At 73.6% G+C, this 15,101-nt stretch carries 14 protein-coding genes; 9 read left to right on the forward strand and 5 right to left on the reverse strand.

Annotated features, from left to right (window positions below; translation table 11 throughout):
• Positions 1-1,783 (forward strand): ABC transporter ATP-binding protein (locus GTQ99_RS09890; protein ID WP_205707164.1); only part of this gene is annotated, 1,783 nt, incomplete at its 5' end.
• Between the two features lie 272 nt (positions 1,784-2,055).
• Here the strand turns inward: GTQ99_RS09890 and GTQ99_RS09895 are convergent.
• The 4 genes from GTQ99_RS09895 to GTQ99_RS09910 form a co-directional block, all read right to left on the reverse strand.
• Complete coding sequence (locus GTQ99_RS09895; protein ID WP_166615568.1) at positions 2,056-2,541, reverse strand: hypothetical protein; 486 nt, start codon at positions 2,539-2,541, stop codon at positions 2,056-2,058.
• 121 nt (positions 2,542-2,662) lie between these two features.
• On the reverse strand, positions 2,663-3,724 hold the full coding sequence (locus GTQ99_RS09900) for a M20/M25/M40 family metallo-hydrolase (protein WP_166615569.1): 1,062 nt from the start codon (positions 3,722-3,724) through the stop codon (positions 2,663-2,665).
• Positions 3,725-3,963: 239 nt separating this feature from the next.
• Entirely contained in the window at positions 3,964-4,278 is a 315-nt protein-coding gene (locus GTQ99_RS24355; protein ID WP_205707165.1) for a hypothetical protein, read from the reverse strand.
• A gap of 21 nt (positions 4,279-4,299) precedes the next feature.
• Entirely contained in the window at positions 4,300-6,174 is a 1,875-nt protein-coding gene (locus GTQ99_RS09910) for a DUF8189 domain-containing protein (protein WP_166615570.1), read from the reverse strand.
• 701 nt (positions 6,175-6,875) lie between these two features.
• Between GTQ99_RS09910 and GTQ99_RS09915 the strand changes: the two genes are divergently transcribed.
• The gene (locus GTQ99_RS09915) at positions 6,876-7,346 is read left to right on the forward strand and encodes a hypothetical protein (protein ID WP_166615571.1); all 471 of its coding nucleotides are present in this window, start codon (positions 6,876-6,878) and stop codon (positions 7,344-7,346) included.
• Here GTQ99_RS09915 and GTQ99_RS09920 read toward each other — a convergent pair.
• Positions 7,301-7,915, reverse strand: a complete 615-nt coding sequence (locus GTQ99_RS09920) for a GlxA family transcriptional regulator (protein WP_205707166.1) — start codon at positions 7,913-7,915, stop codon at positions 7,301-7,303. The genes GTQ99_RS09915 and GTQ99_RS09920 overlap by 46 nt on opposite strands.
• On the opposite strand from GTQ99_RS09920, the gene GTQ99_RS24360 reads away from it, so the two are divergent.
• The 7 genes from GTQ99_RS24360 to GTQ99_RS09950 form a co-directional block, all read left to right on the forward strand.
• Positions 7,899-8,222, forward strand: coding sequence for a hypothetical protein (locus GTQ99_RS24360; RefSeq protein ID WP_205707167.1), 324 nt, complete (start codon positions 7,899-7,901; stop codon positions 8,220-8,222). The genes GTQ99_RS09920 and GTQ99_RS24360 overlap by 17 nt on opposite strands.
• A 234-nt stretch (positions 8,223-8,456) precedes the next feature.
• A complete protein-coding gene (locus GTQ99_RS09925) occupies positions 8,457-9,482 on the forward strand; it encodes a hypothetical protein (RefSeq protein WP_166615573.1) in 1,026 nt (341 codons plus the stop codon).
• Positions 9,483-9,849: 367 nt separating this feature from the next.
• Positions 9,850-10,914 carry a glycoside hydrolase 5 family protein gene (locus GTQ99_RS09930; protein WP_338074882.1) on the forward strand — a complete coding sequence of 355 codons (1,065 nt, stop codon included), beginning with the start codon at positions 9,850-9,852 and terminating at the stop codon, positions 10,912-10,914.
• Positions 10,915-10,979: 65 nt separating this feature from the next.
• Positions 10,980-11,120 (forward strand): hypothetical protein, encoded by a 141-nt coding sequence (locus tag GTQ99_RS09935; protein WP_166615574.1) that lies wholly within the window; start codon positions 10,980-10,982, stop codon positions 11,118-11,120.
• Positions 11,121-11,714: 594 nt separating this feature from the next.
• On the forward strand, positions 11,715-12,293 hold the full coding sequence (locus tag GTQ99_RS09940) for a P-loop NTPase family protein (protein ID WP_166615575.1): 579 nt from the start codon (positions 11,715-11,717) through the stop codon (positions 12,291-12,293).
• 253 nt (positions 12,294-12,546) lie between these two features.
• Positions 12,547-13,899 (forward strand): MFS transporter, encoded by a 1,353-nt coding sequence (locus tag GTQ99_RS09945; protein WP_166615576.1) that lies wholly within the window; start codon positions 12,547-12,549, stop codon positions 13,897-13,899.
• Between the two features lie 258 nt (positions 13,900-14,157).
• The coding region (locus GTQ99_RS09950) for an MCP four helix bundle domain-containing protein (protein WP_166615577.1) at positions 14,158-15,101 on the forward strand (944 nt) is incomplete at its 3' end.

Below are 15,101 nucleotides of genomic sequence, written 5' to 3' on the forward strand. Positions count from 1 at the left end.
GCGCGTCGCCGCCCGCCTGCTGCTGCCGCACCTGCGCCCGCACCGCGCCGCGATCGCCGTCGCCGTGCTCCTCTCGCTGGTCGGCGCCGCGACCGCCCTGGCCCAGCCGCTCGCGGTGGCCCGCGTGGTGCAGGTCGTGCAGGACGGCTCCCCGGTGCGCCCGGTCGCGGCGCTGCTGGTGGGCGTGGTGCTGCTCAGCGCGCTCACCGACGGCCTGCGGCAGTTCCTGCTGGAGCGCGCCGGTGCGGGCGTGGTGCTGGCGGTGCGCACCTCCCTGGTCACCCGCCTGGCCCGCCTGACGATCGCCGCCCGCGACGCACGCAGCTCCGGGGACCTGCTCTCGCGGGTCTCCGGCGACACCACGGCGCTGGCCGCCGTGGTCACCTCCGGGCTCTTCGACCTGCTCGCCACGGTCCTGACCTTCACGGGCGCCCTGGTGCTCATGGCCGGCCTGGACCCGGTGCTGCTGGCCGTCACGCTCGCCGCGATCGCCGTGGCCGGCACCGCCATCGCGCTGGCCTCCAGCCGCCTGGGGCGCTTGACGCTGGCCACCCAGGCCGAGGTGGGTGCGATGAGCTCGGCGGTGGGCCGGGTGCTGGGCGCGCTGCGCACCCTGCGCGCCTCCGGCGCCACCGACCGCGAGCTGGCCGGGGTGGTCGCCGCCGCCGGCCGCGCCCGCGACGCCTCCGTGCGCGCCATCCGGGTGCGCGCGCTGCTCGACCCGGCGATGCAGGTGGCCGTGCAGGGCGCCTTCGTGCTCGTGCTCGGCCTGGGCGGCGCCCGCGTGGCCTCCGGCGACACCAGCGTTGCCGAGCTCGTGGGTTTCGTGCTGCTGCTGTTCACGCTCGTGATGCCGCTGGGCCAGCTCGTGCAGACCTGGACGGTCGTGCAGAGCGGGGTGGCCGCTCTCACCCGCGTCGACGAGGTGCTGCGCCTGCCCGTGGAGGAGGACGACCCGCGCCCGCCGGCGCGCACCGCGCCCGTCACCGCGCCCGCCGTCCCCGCGGCCGCGGCCGTCGCCGTGGTGCCACCGCAGCGCCCGGGCCCGGTACCGCTGCTGGAGCTCGAGGACGTCGCGTTCGCCTACCCCGACGGCACCCCCGCCCTGCGCGGGGTGAGCTTGTCCGTGCCGCGCGGCACCCGCACGGCCGTGGTGGGCCCCTCCGGCGCCGGCAAGTCCACCCTGCTCGGCCTCGTGGAGCGCTTCCACGAGGTTGACGCCGGCAGCGTGCGCGTGGGCGGGGTCGACGTGCGCGAGCAGCCGCTGGCGGCGCTGCGCGCCCGGCTGGGCCACGTGGAGCAGGACGCCCCCGTCCTGGCCGGCACCCTGCGCGAGAACCTCGTCCTCGGCGCGCCGGGCGCCACCGACGAGGAGGTCCTCGCCGTCCTGGACGCGGTGGGCCTGCGCGAGCTGGCCGAGCGCGGCCCCGGCCTGGCCGCCGAGGTCGGCGAGCGCGGGGTGCTGCTCTCCGGCGGGCAGCGCCAGCGCCTGGCCATCGCCCGCACCCTGCTGGCGCCCGGGGAGCTGCTGCTGCTCGACGAGCCCACCGCCAGCCTCGACGCGCGCAACGAGGCGCTGCTGCGCGAGGCGCTGGTCGCCGCGGCCTCCCGGCGCACCCTCGTCGTCGTCGCGCACCGGCTGTCCACGGTCGTGGACTCCGACCAGATCGTCGTGCTGGAGGACGGTCGGGCCACCGCCTCGGGCACGCACGCGCAGCTGCTGGAACGCTCTCCGCTGTACCGGGAACTCGCCGCCACGCAGCTGCTCACCGGCCCGTCCTGACCCGCCCTCGACACGTGAGCCCACGTCCGGGAGCCCCGGTCGCAGGGGGCGTCCGCGCGGCCACGGCGATGACGGGCGACGCCGGCTCGCGCACCGCCATCAGCGACCCGCCTGGCGCGTGCTCGGCAACCTGCGCGGCACTGAGCACCTCCCCCGATGACGGCTCCTGCGACGCTGCCCGCAGGACACCGCACGGCACGAAGCCCGTCGACGCACGATCCGCGGACGGTCGTCCTGTGGTGACCGCTCGACGGTGCGCGTGTGGTCAGGGCTCACCGCAGCACGTGCCGGTGCACGGCACCCGCTCCGGTGGGGGTGAGCGCCACCACGAGGAACCTCAGCGCCTTGCGCACCGCTCCTGCCACCGCGACGCGGGACGTGATCGGCACCGGCACCGGCACCGGCACCGGCACCGGCACCGGCACCGGCACCGGCACCGGCACCGGCACCGGCACCGAGGTCAGCTGCCGAGGTCGCCGACGCGACAGCAACGGACGACCGCGCAGTCCGGGCCACTGGTTGGCGCGCTCTTCGCTGCCGTCCACCAAGCGCACCGCCGGCTGGGACCCGGCGTGACCGATGACCTCCGACACCCGACCGAGGAGCACGGCGGTGACGGCGGACTCGATGACGCCCACGTCGACGGCCGCCACGCCCAGCTCCCGTCGACGGTGACCTCCAGCCGCGCCGAGGACCGACTCGTCGCCCAGCTCGATCCAGTGCACCAAGGAGGCACCGGTCGCTGGGGTGGGGGTCACAGGTGCCGAACCTGCAGCACGCTCCACCCGCACCGCAGCGCCGAAGCGTGCCTGGACGTCATCGGCCACAGCTGCCAGCCGGCCGGGGCACGTCCAGCGTCGGGCACGAGCGCGGGTGGGACTACCCCGCCGGACCCTTCAGCACCTGGTGGTGCATCGCCGAGTCGGAACCCACGACGAACACGTCGAGCCGTCCCGGGGCGCGGGCGACCACGGGGCCGGCGGGTCGCGGCCTGGGCCGGGAGTCGAGCCAGCGCAGGAGGGTGGCGAGGCACATCCGCAGGATCTCGAGGGCGAGACCGGGTTCGATGTGGGCGACGACGTCACGGTCGCTGTGGATGTCGTGGTTGGAGGAGTCCGAGTCCTCGATGGCCAGGACCGCCGGGATCCCGGCCTCCAGGAACGGCACGTGGTCGCTCGCGAACGGGGACAACGAGGTCGACACCTGGAGGCCGGTCACCGACGTCGCCGCGGCCGCGAGGTCGTCCACGAGGTGCGCTGAGGCAGGTCCTCCCTCGAGCAGCACGCCGCGGGACGGTCCGTTCCGCCGGCCGATCATGTCCAGGTTCAGCACTGCACGGATCCGGGAGCGTTCCGCGAGCGGCAGGGCGGCGACGTACTGCCGGCTCCCGAACAAGCCCTGCTCCTCACCGCCGAAGAGCAGCAGTCGCAGGTCGTGCTGCCACGTCACCCCCACCAGCACGCGGCCCAGTTCCAGGATTCCGGCGGCACCGCTGGCGTTGTCGTCCGCGCCGGGGGCGACCGCGGTGGGTCCGCCGGCGATGTTGATGGAGTCCAGGTGGGCCGTGATCAGGACGACCCGACGCGCTCCGGTCCTCGAGCCGACCCGGTCCGCGACGACGGTGGCGCTGACCCCGCCCGGGACCTGCACCGGATCGGTCCGGACGGTGAACCCCAGAGCCTCGAGGGTGGCGGCGGCGCTGGTCGCCGCGGTCATGAAACCCGCACCGGAGGATAATCGGGTCCGGACCGCCGCCAGGGCCCGCACGTCCTGTTCCCAGGACGCCACCGACAGACCGGCCAGCAGCTCGGTGTCCCGGCGGGTCGGCGCGCGCGTGGCGACCCGGGGCCTGTCGACGACGACCGCGTCCTCGGGCAGGGTTTCGGCGCGCCAGCAGGTGTGCGCCTGGTCGGGCGCACCCCGGAGGCTCCCGGCCTCCACCACCAGGTGACGTCCGTGGTCTAGCAGGACGACAGCGTCCGGATGGTCCTGCCGGAACGCGTCACCGACCTGCGTGACGAGCAGCAGACCGGCCGCGGGAACGAGCCCGTCCTCGCGGCCAGTGGAGGACGGCGGACCCGTCTCCCAGACCAGGAGCTCACCACCGAACCGCACCCAGTGGCGTCCGGTCGGAACCTCCGTCCCTACCGGCACCGATCCCCACCGGACCGACCCCGTGCTCACGACGGCGTCCGTCGCAGCTCGAGGCGGTCCGGTGCCAACTGCACGATCCGCAGGGCCGTCTCGGCCCCTCCGGGGTTCGCGAGCCTGAGGTCGTCTCCGGTCCGCAGCCACTTCCCCGTCGTGGGTTCGGGGGCGTCACCCCGACCCACCGACCAGTCCGTCCAGCTGCCGTCCTGCCGCAGTTCCATCCCGGCACGACCGCGGGCGCGGGGGAACTCGTAGTCCGCCGGCCGGTAGACGGTGATCCCGTCGTGGTCCTCCTCGAAGGAGTGACCCCACCGGCGGCACAGCGTGGTGGTGGATTCTGGCACGTGGACTCCCCTGCTGAGAGGTCAGGCCCTCGCGGCGGTGAGCGACGCAGGGGTGGACGGAAGCGGCATGGTCGATCCGGTGCGACCTCCACCGTTCGGGGAACCGAGCCGGAAGTCGCTGAGGACTCCGCCGAGGTTCTCGAACCCCAGCAGGTCCGGTCCCCAGGCCGCACCGTCCCACCACTTGTGGTACAGCGCACTGTCGGTTCCGGTGACGAACACGTCGAGCCTGTTCGCGTTCCACGACGCCACCCGCGGTTGCCCGACACACGTTCCACCCAGCAGCTCCCAGCCGTCGACCGCCGGTCCCCACGCGGAACCGTCCCACCACTTGTGGTACAGCGCGCTGTCGGTTCCGGTGACGAACACGTCGAGACGGTCCTCATCCCAGGACACCGCCGTGGGTGGGCTCGTGCACACCCCGCCCAGGGATTCCCACCCCGTCACCGACGGTCCCCACGCGGAACCGTCCCACCACTTGTGGTACAGCGCACTGTCGGTTCCGGTGACGAACACGTCGAGACGGTTCTCGCCCCACGCGACCACGCTGGGCTCTCCGGTGCATGTCCCACCGAGGGATTCCCACCCCGTCACCGACGGTCCCCAGGCAGAACCGTCCCACCACTTGTGGTAGAGCGCCCGGTCGGTACCGATCACGAAGGCGTCCAACCGGTCCGACCCCCAGGAGGCCACCCGCGGCGGACTCGCACACACCCCGCCCAGGGATTCCCAGCCGATGTCCGAGGGTCCCCACCCCGCACCGCCCCACCACTTGTGGTACAAACCCCGGTCGGTTCCCAGGACGAACACGTCGAGCCTGTCCGGTGCCCACGATGCCACCTCCGGGGAACTCATGCAGGTTCCCCCGAGGTACTCGTAGTCCATCGCAGACGGTCCCCAGCCGGAACCGCCGTACCACTTGTGGTAAGTGGAACGGTCCGTCCCGACGACGAAGGCGTCGAGCCGGTGCGAACCCCACGCCACCACCGGGCCGGCCGGGACGATGCGTCTGGACGCACCACCGGGGACCACGATCGGGGACCTGATCCCCTCGAGGGTGGCCCGCATGCGGTCGACCTGCCCGGCCGTGAACATGAACATCGCCCGGTCGTCGACGTAGTCCATGTAGTTCATGAACAGGTCGCCATTGGGGGTGTTGCCACAACTGGGTTTCGGGAACGTCGGGGCACCGACGTTGAACCCTCCCTGGTTGGGGGTGTCGTCCACCTCGTCGGTGCCGCCGCACCCTGTCCCGTCGTCACCCCAGATGTGGTAGAGGTTCAGCCAGTGTCCGATCTCGTGCGTCGCCGTGCGCCCCAGGTCGAACGGCGCCAGCGCCGTTCCGGTGTTCCCGAACGCCGAGTGGGCTACGACCACACCGTCCGTCGCGGCGGCACCACCGGGGAACTGCGCATAACCCAGGAGCTGATCGGCCAGCGGCGCCACCCACAGGTTGAGGTAGTGGTCGGCGGGCCACGCGTCGGTACCACCCGAGGCGCCCGACTTCACGGCGTCGTCGTGGGTGAACCCGGTGACGGTCGTCTGCTGGCGGGTGATGCCCGTCGTGGGGTTCCCCGAGGGGTCCGTCGTGGCCAGGAAGAACTCGACCTGCGCGTCACCCACGAGAGGCGCGAAGACACCGGGGACCCCAGCCAGGTCCGGGTTCGCCGCCCGGAAGTCCTGGTTGAGCACGTCCAGTTGACCGTCGATCTGCGCATCGGAAACATTCTGGTCCGGGGTGTTCCATACGACATGCACCACCACCGGGATCCTCGCGACACCCGTCAGCCGTTGCGCCGCGTCCGCGGTGCGGTAGGCCCGGGCCTCGTTCTCCACCTCGCTGCGCAGGTTCCGGTAGGCCGGGCTCGCCGACAACAACCGCCGATGCACGTCCATCGTTCCGCAGGAACGTTGTGCCCGAACACCTCCGGCGGGACTTCCGGAACCCGTTCCCGACATTCCGCGGCCACCGGGCATGTCGTGAGGCCCGGACGCGCCTCCCCCACCCGTGGAACTCCCCGCTCCCGCGCCGTCCATCCCGCTCGCTTGCTGTTCGCTCACCGGTGCTCCGTCCTGGGGTGCTCGCGCACCCGGTCGTGGCCCCCCAGGGCCTGCGTGCCCGTCGAGAAGAGGACCGTGAACCTCCGGACGGCGTCGTCCGTCGGCCCTCGTCGTTCGTCCGGTCAGCCGCGGAGCCTTCCGGCGCAGAGGAGATGGAGCGGCGGCACGAAAGGCGCGGCCGCGACGCCCGGTGCGGCGGAACCCTGTTGCCCAGCACCGGGACAGATCACTGGAATCCTGGATCGGGTCCACTTGTACGCTCGTCACCCAGGAGGTGTCAAGGCTGTCGTCAGCGTGCCGAGCCCTGGATCGCCCCGGCGACTCTCGGTCACCGTCGGCTGGACGATCAGCGGCGGATCGACGCGGAGGAACGGCCTGCTGGACACGTGTGACGACGGACTGGACCCACCCTCGGCGACCCCGGCCTCGCCTGCCCCTGCGGACGTCACGCTCGTGCCGATCTGCATGAGATGAGGTGGGCAGCACTTCCCCGCGATCGGAGGTCGCTTCGACCACGGCGATGCCGGCATCAAGCCATGGCCGCCGAATCGATCACCCTCTCAACGACGCTGGAGAGCGCCGCTACCGCGGACGAAGCCCTGGCCGAGTTGCGCCAGCTGCCCCGGGGACCGTCGGCGCGCTTGGATGAGCCGGATGGCACGACACTGCACCTCTCGAGCGGTTCCACGCTGAGGTACCGACTGCTGGGAGCCTGGTCAGGTAGCGAACACCTGCCCCTCATGGCCACGTTCCAGCTCGCCCCTCACAGAGGTGGCACATCCGTTCGCGTCACCCTGGCCAGCGCGACGGGCTGGTACCTGGTGCAGACGTCCCTCGGTCGCGATGCCTGCCGAGCGCGGTTCGACAGTCTCATCGCCGCGATGCAGGCCGACGGCATCGACCAGCGCACCCAGGATCGTCGCCGCCTCGCGCTCATGGCGCCCTGCGGGCGTCGTCACGGTCAGGGCGCTGTCGTGGACGTCGTCGACTGCCTCATGGCGTGCTGACGTGAGGCGGCGCGGTGCGCGGAGGGCGCGAGCCCGTAGTGCCGCGCGAACGCCTTGCGCAAGGTCTCGCTCGTGCCCAAGCCGGTGCGAGCGGCGATCGCCGGCAGCGGCAGGTCGGTCGTCTCGAGCAGCCGCGCCGCCGCCCGCGTGCGCGCCGTGCGCACGTACGAGGCCGGGGACTGGTGCAGGTGCCGCGCGAACGAGCGCGCGAGCTGGCGCGGGCTGAGACCGGCCACGCCCGCGAGGGCCGTGGCGCTCAGGTCGGCTCCCAGGTCCGCGTGCACGTGCTCGACGACCCGGCGCAGCGGGTCGTGCACCGGGGGCGCGGCGGCGGTGAACGGGCTCACCTGCGCCTGGGTGCCGGGGCGCTGCAGGTACGTCACCAGCACCCGCGACACCAGCCGCGCGAGGTCGCTGCCGTGGTCCTCCTCCACCAGCGCCAGGGTCAGGTCCAGGGCGCTGGTGATGCCGGCCGCGGTGATCACCGGCCCGTCCCGGACGAAGATGGGTGCCGCGTCCAGCAGGCCGGCCGCCGCCAGGATGCTGGCGCCGGTGCACACCGACGTCATCGGAGCGGTGCTGCTGGGCACGGCCGTGGTGCTCCTCGCCACCACCGGGCTGGTGATCGGTGTGCTGCGAGGAGACCGCCTGCGGCTGGCGCAGGCACCTTCCGCGGTGGTGTTCACCGGCGCCGGTCTCCTGGCCACGGGGATCGACCCTCGGATCGGCGTCGTCGTCATCGCGGGCGGGCTCGTCCTGCACGCCTGCTGGGACGCGGTGCACTGGTGGAGCGAGCGGGTGGTGCAGCGCTCCTTCGCCGAGTGGTGCGGCGTCCTGGACCTGACCGTCGGGGTGGGGCTGCTCCTGCTGCTCTGACGCCCCGTCCCGGCGGTCCCCGACGCCGCACGGGAGAACACGCCCCGGGTGTTCCCCGCGGTGTTCGCCGCCGCCTGCACGGCGGAGCACCGGGCCACGCAGGTGCTGCGGCGCGGGAAGCGGTGTGGCGGGCGTGGTGCACCAGCGCGAGCAGGCGGTGCTCCACCTGGGCGGATCCGCGGTGGTTTCGACGAGCACGGCACGGCCGCTGCACGCGGCGTGCATCGTGGAGGGGTGAGCTCCTACGACGACCACGCCGGCGACGCTGGTGCACGTGCGCCACACCAGCCTGGCGCAGGACACCGCTCCACGAATCGCCGTCCCACAGACCCCCAGCCGGCCGCGGACCTGCTGCGGCGCACCAGCCTGCTCACCTGGGCCGGCCTCGGCGCCCTCACGGCCCTGACCGCCCTGCTGCCCTGGCTGGCCACCGGCGCCCGCCTGCCGCTGCAGAACCTGTGGCGCGAGCCCACCTCCCCCGCCGACATGCCCCGCGTCCTGCTGCCCTTCAGCCAGTACGCCCTCACCCAGCTGCTGAGCCTGCTCGTCACCGGCCACGCCCTCGCCGGCCTGCTCGCCCGCCTGCTGGCGCGCACCACCCGGCTGCGCTGGCCCCGCCGCTCGGTGCTGGCCCTGGCCGCGGGGGTCCTCGGCGTGCAACTGCTGGCGGCGGCGCAGACCACCCTCACCGTCGCCGGCGGCCTCAGCGCACGCCCCGCCTCCGCCCTCTACCTGGCGGCGCTGCTGGCGGCGCTCTCCATCGCGCTCGCCGTCGGGCTGCTGGTGCTGCGCCTGCTGCTGGCCGCCTCCCGCGCGGCGGTGGTGGTCGGCGTCAGCCTGTCCGCCGTCCTCGGCGCCTCCTGGCTGAGCTCCCTCCTCACCCCCTTCACCACCGCAGGCGGCGCCGCGGCGTCCGGGCAGCACTGGCTGCCCGCGGTCCTCGTGGGCGCCGTCATCGCGTGGAGCGGAGTGCGCAGCGCCGGGCGGGTCCTCGCCGCGGCGGGCGGCCTGGCGCTGCTGTGGGTCCTGCCCGCCGCCCTCACCGCCGTCACCTCCGCAGCGGGTTTCCGGTTGCTGCTGCCGCACCCGCGCGAACTGGCCGGGTACGGGGCGCAGGTCTTCCAGGCGGCCCTGCTCACCCCCGGGCTGGTCCTGCCCCCGCTGCTGCTCGCCCTCGTGGTCGCTGCCGGTGGGAGTGCCGCGCACCACCTGCTCACCCACCGTCCCGCCGTCCGGCGCCGTGGCGACCGCTCGCGGTGACGGGCGAAGCGCGCGGTGAGCGCGGAGCGCACCGCCGCGGGCGCAGCACCGTCGGTGCGCCGAGGTGGTGACGGCACGAGAACCGCCGGCAAGAGGACGAGGACGCCGCCACGAGGAGGAACCGCGTGTGACGACGGGCCCTCAGCGGTGCAGCGACCACCCCCGGGCAGGAGCTCGCCGGCTGCGTGCGCGGCGTGGAGGTTGTCCGGGCATCCAGCAGCACGTGGTCGGCGAGCTCACCACCGCTCCGCTCCCGCGCGACCCGAGCGGCGCTGGACGCTGAGACGGAGTCCCTTCCCGCTGCCCGAACGCATCGATATGCTCGGGAGTCCCGGTCGCGGTCGTCCTGGCCCGGTCGCATCGTGCCGTGCGGGTCGGAGGGGAGCAGGCGGTGGAGCCCAGCGAGGTCCACGGGTTCAACTACGCGGGTTCCTGGGGGTCGTCCGGTCTGGACCTGTGGGAACACCACGACCACGGTCGGATGGCCGTCGAGGTCGCCCGCGGCAAGGCCGCCTTCCCGGGCTGGAACACGGCTCGCTGGTGGCTGTCGCACGAGGCCTTCCAGCGGGGTCCCGACCGCTTCCTCGCCAACCTCGAGGCCGGCCTCGAGGTGTTCGCCCGCCACGACGTCGTCGTCGTGCCGGTGCTGTTCAACCGCTGGCGGGACCCGGTCTGCGACTTCGGCGGCGTTCCCCTGGACCACCTGCTGCCCCACGCCAGCGCGTGGAGCCGGGCCGACGACCTGTTCGAGGACCCGGCCGCCGAGGGTGACGCGGTGGCTCCCGTGCAGCGCATCTTCCGCCGCTACCTCCTCGAGGTGGTGGGCGCCCACGCCGGCGACGAGCGCATCTGGGCCTGGGACCTGTGCAACGAACCGCTCATGGGCGCCTACGTCCACCAGGTGGAGGATCCGCTGCGGATCGCCGAACTGCGGTGGCTGCGGTGGTGCCGCGACGTCGTGCTGAGCGCCGGGGCCCGTCAACCGCTGACCATCGGCAACTACGCCGACGTGGCGGCGCTGCGGGCGACCGAACCCCTCAGCGACGTCCTGGGTTTCCACCCCTACTGGATGTGGCAGGGCCTGGGCCCGGAGACGCACGTGCACACCCGGGCGGGGTTCGAGGCCTACCTCGACGAGTGCGTGGCCTTCGCCCGCTCGGTCGGCAAGGAGCTCTACGCCAGCGAGACGGTCTGGGGCGCGCGCGACGACGCCCGGCACGTGGAGGTCATGCGCTACACCCTGGCCCGCCTGAAGGAGCGGGGCATCGGCTACACCGTCCACGCCCTGCACCACAGCGGCGTGGCAGACCTGCACCGCGACGCCCACGGTCCGGTCGGGCACCCGGAGTGGCTGCACTTCCTGGACGCCGACGGCAGCGTGCGGCCCGGGCACGAGGCGTTCAACGAGTTCGCCGTCCCACCACCAGGCTGAGAGGTCGCAGCGCTGCCGGACGATCGGCCGCCGCGCCGACGTCGCGGCCGTCGAGGAGGCACCCGGTGCTCGACGTGGTGGCGAACGGCTCCGGCGTCATCGTGTGCGCCGACCAGCCGCCCGCCCACCGGGCCGCCCTCGGCGGTGCGCCGGTGGTGCTGGTGCGGGGCGGAGAGGAGGTCGCCCGGCAGCGCCGCGTGCGGTGAGGAGGAACGCCGGGGAGGACCAGTAGTCGTGCAGGACGGTGACGACGACGTCGGTGTACCCGGCCTGACGGACCTGCTCGGCCCACGCGCGGGCGGGCTGCTCGAAGGTGGCCCGGAGCGCGCCGGGACGCAACTGCCCCGTCAGCACGGGCATCAAGAACCCCTGGGCCACCAGCTCCCGCTGCTCGCCGTACTCGGCCAGGCCCTGCTCGTAGGTCCTGGCCAGGAACTCCAGGTGCTCCGGGCGGCCCGCAGCAGCGGCTCGGAGGGCTCGACCACGTCGACGCGGGTGGGGTGGTGCTGCGCGGCGTGCAGCGCGGGCAGCAGCGCCGTCCCGTCTCCGCAGCCGACGTCGAGCAGGGTGCTGGGCCGGTGGCTGTCGTAGAGCCCGGCCAGCGCTGCGCTGACCGCGGAGTACAGCGGGACGTTGCCGCCGCCGCGGATGAAGGCCTCGAAGGCCGCCGGCTGGTCGGAGACCGACCCGCGGCCTGAAGTGACCGATCGCTCCGCCTGAGGGTCTTCGCGCTTCCCCGCCGCCGCTCCCCCTCCGCGCTGGGTGCACGACGGGGTGCGCGACTGGCTAGCGTGCTGCTCATGCCGCTGCTGGGTCCCACCGACCCGTTGCCGCACCGACCCCGGCGGGTCCTCGTGGCCGGGACCTCCGGCGCGGGCAAGACGACGCTGGCCTCCCGCATCGCCACCGCGCTGCAGGCACCGCACGTGGAGATCGACGCCCTCTTCCACGGCCCAGGCTGGAGCGCGCGCCCCTCCTTCGAGCACGACGTGCACCGCTTCAGCGCCGGCCCCAGCTGGGTGAGCGAGTGGCAGTACGACCAGGTGCGATCGCACCTGGCCGGGCGCGCCGACCTGCTGGTGTGGCTGGACCTGCCCCGGGGCCGGGTGCTGCGCCAGGTCGTGCGGCGCACCCTGCTGCGCCGACTGCGCCGCCAGGTGCTGTGGAACGGCAACGTCGAACCTCCGCTGCGCACCTTCCTCACCGACCCCGAGCACATCGTGCGCTGGGCCTGGCGCACCCACCACCACAGCGCCGCGCGGGTGGTCCGCCTGCTCCACGAGCGCCCCGAGCTCCCCGTCGTGCGGCTGCGCAGCCACCGGCAGGCGCAGGCGTGGCTGCGCGGCCCGCTGCACGACTGCACGCGCCCCGCCCCGTGAGCGCTCCGCAGGGTGAGCGCACCGGGCGCGCCCCCCTCGAGCCGGCGGAGCACCGGGCTCCCGGCACCCTCCCGCGGGACGGCCCCCGCCTGACTTGCGGTGCACCCTCGGCGCATCGACGCTGAGGACGTCGGACCGGTCGTCGCAGGGCTCGAGCGCGCCGACGCCGATGCCCGCACCGTGCGGGACGCCTCGCCTGACGGGTCGTGGCGACGCGCAAGGCGCTGGACGGCGCCGTCGAAGGGGGCCGGCCATGACCGGGACGAGTGCGCCGGCGGACCCGCGCGAGAACCGCGCCTTCTTGCGGCGGGTGACCGCGGCCGTCTCCTGGGGCCAGGGCCTGGACGGCTACGACCTGGGCATCCTGAGCGTCGTCATCACCTTGGCCGGCGCCGAGCTGGGCATCTCCACCGGGTGGCTGGGGCTGATCGGGGCGTCCTCCCTGATCGGCATCTTCCTGGGCGCACCGGTGTTCGGCTACCTCACCGACCGCTTCGGGCGCCGGCGCCTGTTCACCTTCGACATCGCCCTGCTGGGGGTGACGGGGCTGGCTCAGGCCTTCGTCGGTGAGGGGTGGCAGCTGTTCGTCGTGCGGCTGGTGCTGGGACTGGCCATCGGCGCGGAGTACGCCATCGGCGCGCCGATGCTCGCGGAGTTCGTCCCCGCGCGCGGGCGCGGGCGCCGGTTGGCGCTGCTGCAGGTGAACTGGTACGTGGGCTTCCTGCTCGCGGTGGTCGTCGGCTACGCGCTGCTGGCCCTGGACGTGCACTGGCGGTGGGTCCTGGGCACCAGCGCGGTCCCGGCGGCGGTGACGCTGATCGTGCGCCGCGGGTTGCCGGAATCACCGCGCTGGCTGATGAGCCGGGGTCGCGTCGCCGAAGCGCACCGGGTGGTGGACCAGCACCTGGGTGGAGACGCCTACTTCCAGCAGCACGACCTCGCCGAGGAACACAGCGCGCCCGGGAACTGGCGCACGTTGTTCGCCCCGCGGGTGCGGGCGCGCACGGTGTTCGTCTGCGTCTTCTGGGCGTGCCTGGTCGCGCCGTACTTCGCCATCTTCACCTTCGCCCCGCGCGTCCTCAGCTCCCTGGACCTGGGCGACGAGCGCGCCGGGACGTTGTTCGTCAACGGGATCGCCGCCGTCGGCTCCTTCGCCGGGTTCCTGCTCATCCAGCGCCTCGGGTCCCGGCAGATGCTCATCGGCCCCTTCTGGATCATGGCGGCCGCGTTGCTCGTGGTCGGCCTGTGGAACGGAGCCCCGACGGCGGCGGTGATCCTCGCCTTCAGCGCCTTCGCCTTCTTCAACGCCGTCTCGGGCAACATGACCGCCGTCTACGCCCCCGAGGTCTTCCCCACCGACGTCCGCACCAGCGGAGTGGGGCTCGCCTCCGCCGCCAGCCGCGTGGGCGCGGCGGCCGGCACCTGGCTGCTCCCCGTGGGGCTCGACACCATCGGGGTGGGCGCGTGCATGGTCATCGGGGCGCTGATCTGCGTCGTCGGGGCCGTGGTGTCGCACCTCATGGCCCCGGAGACCGTCGGGCTGGCGCTGACGACCACGAGCTCGGCCCCGCTGACGCAACTGGCCCGCCAGCACACGCAGGCGTGAAGCAGGCCCGAGGGGGTGGAGGACCCGCAGGACCCGCTGCTGCTGGTCCGGCTCCCCGTCCCACCGTCTGACAGGAGCTCGGTGAGCTCGGGAGAGCGGGCCGGGCTCTCAGGCACGTGCACCCGTGCACAAGTGGTTGCACAGCTCAAGTAGTCACCCGCGCGGCCGATCGAGTGGACGACCCCGCTCACTCGTGTCGTCCAGCAACGGCGCTGCGCGTGCGCTCGATGCCGCACCACCTGCCCGAGAGGCACCCTCGTGAACCGACTGCGCGATCTGAACGTCGCTTCCAAGCTCTTCGCCGGTTTCGGCGTGGTCTGCCTGCTGCTGGCGCTCGTCGTCGCGGTCGGCATCGACCGCCTGGGCGGCTCCCAGGCCAACCTCGACAGCGTCTCCACCGACGGCGTCGCCTCCGTGCAGACCATCGCGGAGGTCAAGGAGGACTTCTCCACCGCCCGCTTCGACCTGCTCAACGCCGCCATGGCCCCCGACGAGGCCGCCACCCAGGCGGCGCTGACGGCGATGAGCGCCAGCGACGGCGTCTACGACCAGGCCTGGCAGGACTACCTGGCCACCGACCCGGCCGCCTCGAAGGCCGAGCGCGCCGAGGCCGAGGACCTCATGCAGCAGTACCGCAGCGCCCGCGAGAAGCTGATCCCGCTGGCCGAGGCCAACGACATCGCCGGCTTCTACGCCGAGCGCAACGCCACCTCCACCCCCGTCGTCAAGGCGCTCAACGCCCAGCTGGACGCCCTCAGCACCACCGAGCAGCAGGCCGCCAAGGACCTGGCCGCCGAAGGCTCCGCCGACTACCACACCGCCATCACCCTGCTGCTCACCATCGGCGCCGCCGCCCTGGCCATCGCCACCGCCGTCGCCATCGCCGTCGCCCGCTCCATCGCCGGCCCCCTCGCCCGCACCCTCACCGTGGTCCGCGGCCTGGCCGACGGCCGCCTGGACCAGCGGGTGGCCATCACCACCAAGGACGAGGTCGGGCAGCTGGCCAGCGCCCTCGACGCCACCATGGAGCGCCTGAGCGCCACCATCCGCGCCATCGCCGGCGGCGCCACCACCCTGGCCACCTCCTCGGAGGAACTGACCACCGTGGCCACCCAGCTCTCCTCCGGCGCCGAGGAAGCCGCCACCCAGGCCCAGGTCGTCTCCACCGCCACCGAGGAGATCAGCGCCAACATCGCCACCGT

Source organism: Kineococcus vitellinus, from assembly GCF_009906315.1.
Lineage (GTDB): Bacteria > Actinomycetota > Actinomycetes > Actinomycetales > Kineococcaceae > Kineococcus > Kineococcus vitellinus.

Bases quoted from the DNA above. Each gene is read 5' to 3' on its own strand.
- GTQ99_RS09945 (WP_166615576.1), top strand. From the start codon at position 12,547: ATGACCGGGACGAGTGCGCCGGCGGACCCGCGCGAGAACCGCGCCTTC.
- GTQ99_RS09940 (WP_166615575.1), top strand. From the start codon at position 11,715: ATGCCGCTGCTGGGTCCCACCGACCCGTTGCCGCACCGACCCCGGCGG.
- GTQ99_RS09920 (WP_205707166.1), bottom strand. From the start codon at position 7,915: ATGACGTCGGTGTGCACCGGCGCCAGCATCCTGGCGGCGGCCGGCCTG.
- GTQ99_RS09910 (WP_166615570.1), bottom strand. From the start codon at position 6,174: ATGGACGTGCATCGGCGGTTGTTGTCGGCGAGCCCGGCCTACCGGAAC.
- GTQ99_RS09915 (WP_166615571.1), top strand. From the start codon at position 6,876: ATGGCCGCCGAATCGATCACCCTCTCAACGACGCTGGAGAGCGCCGCT.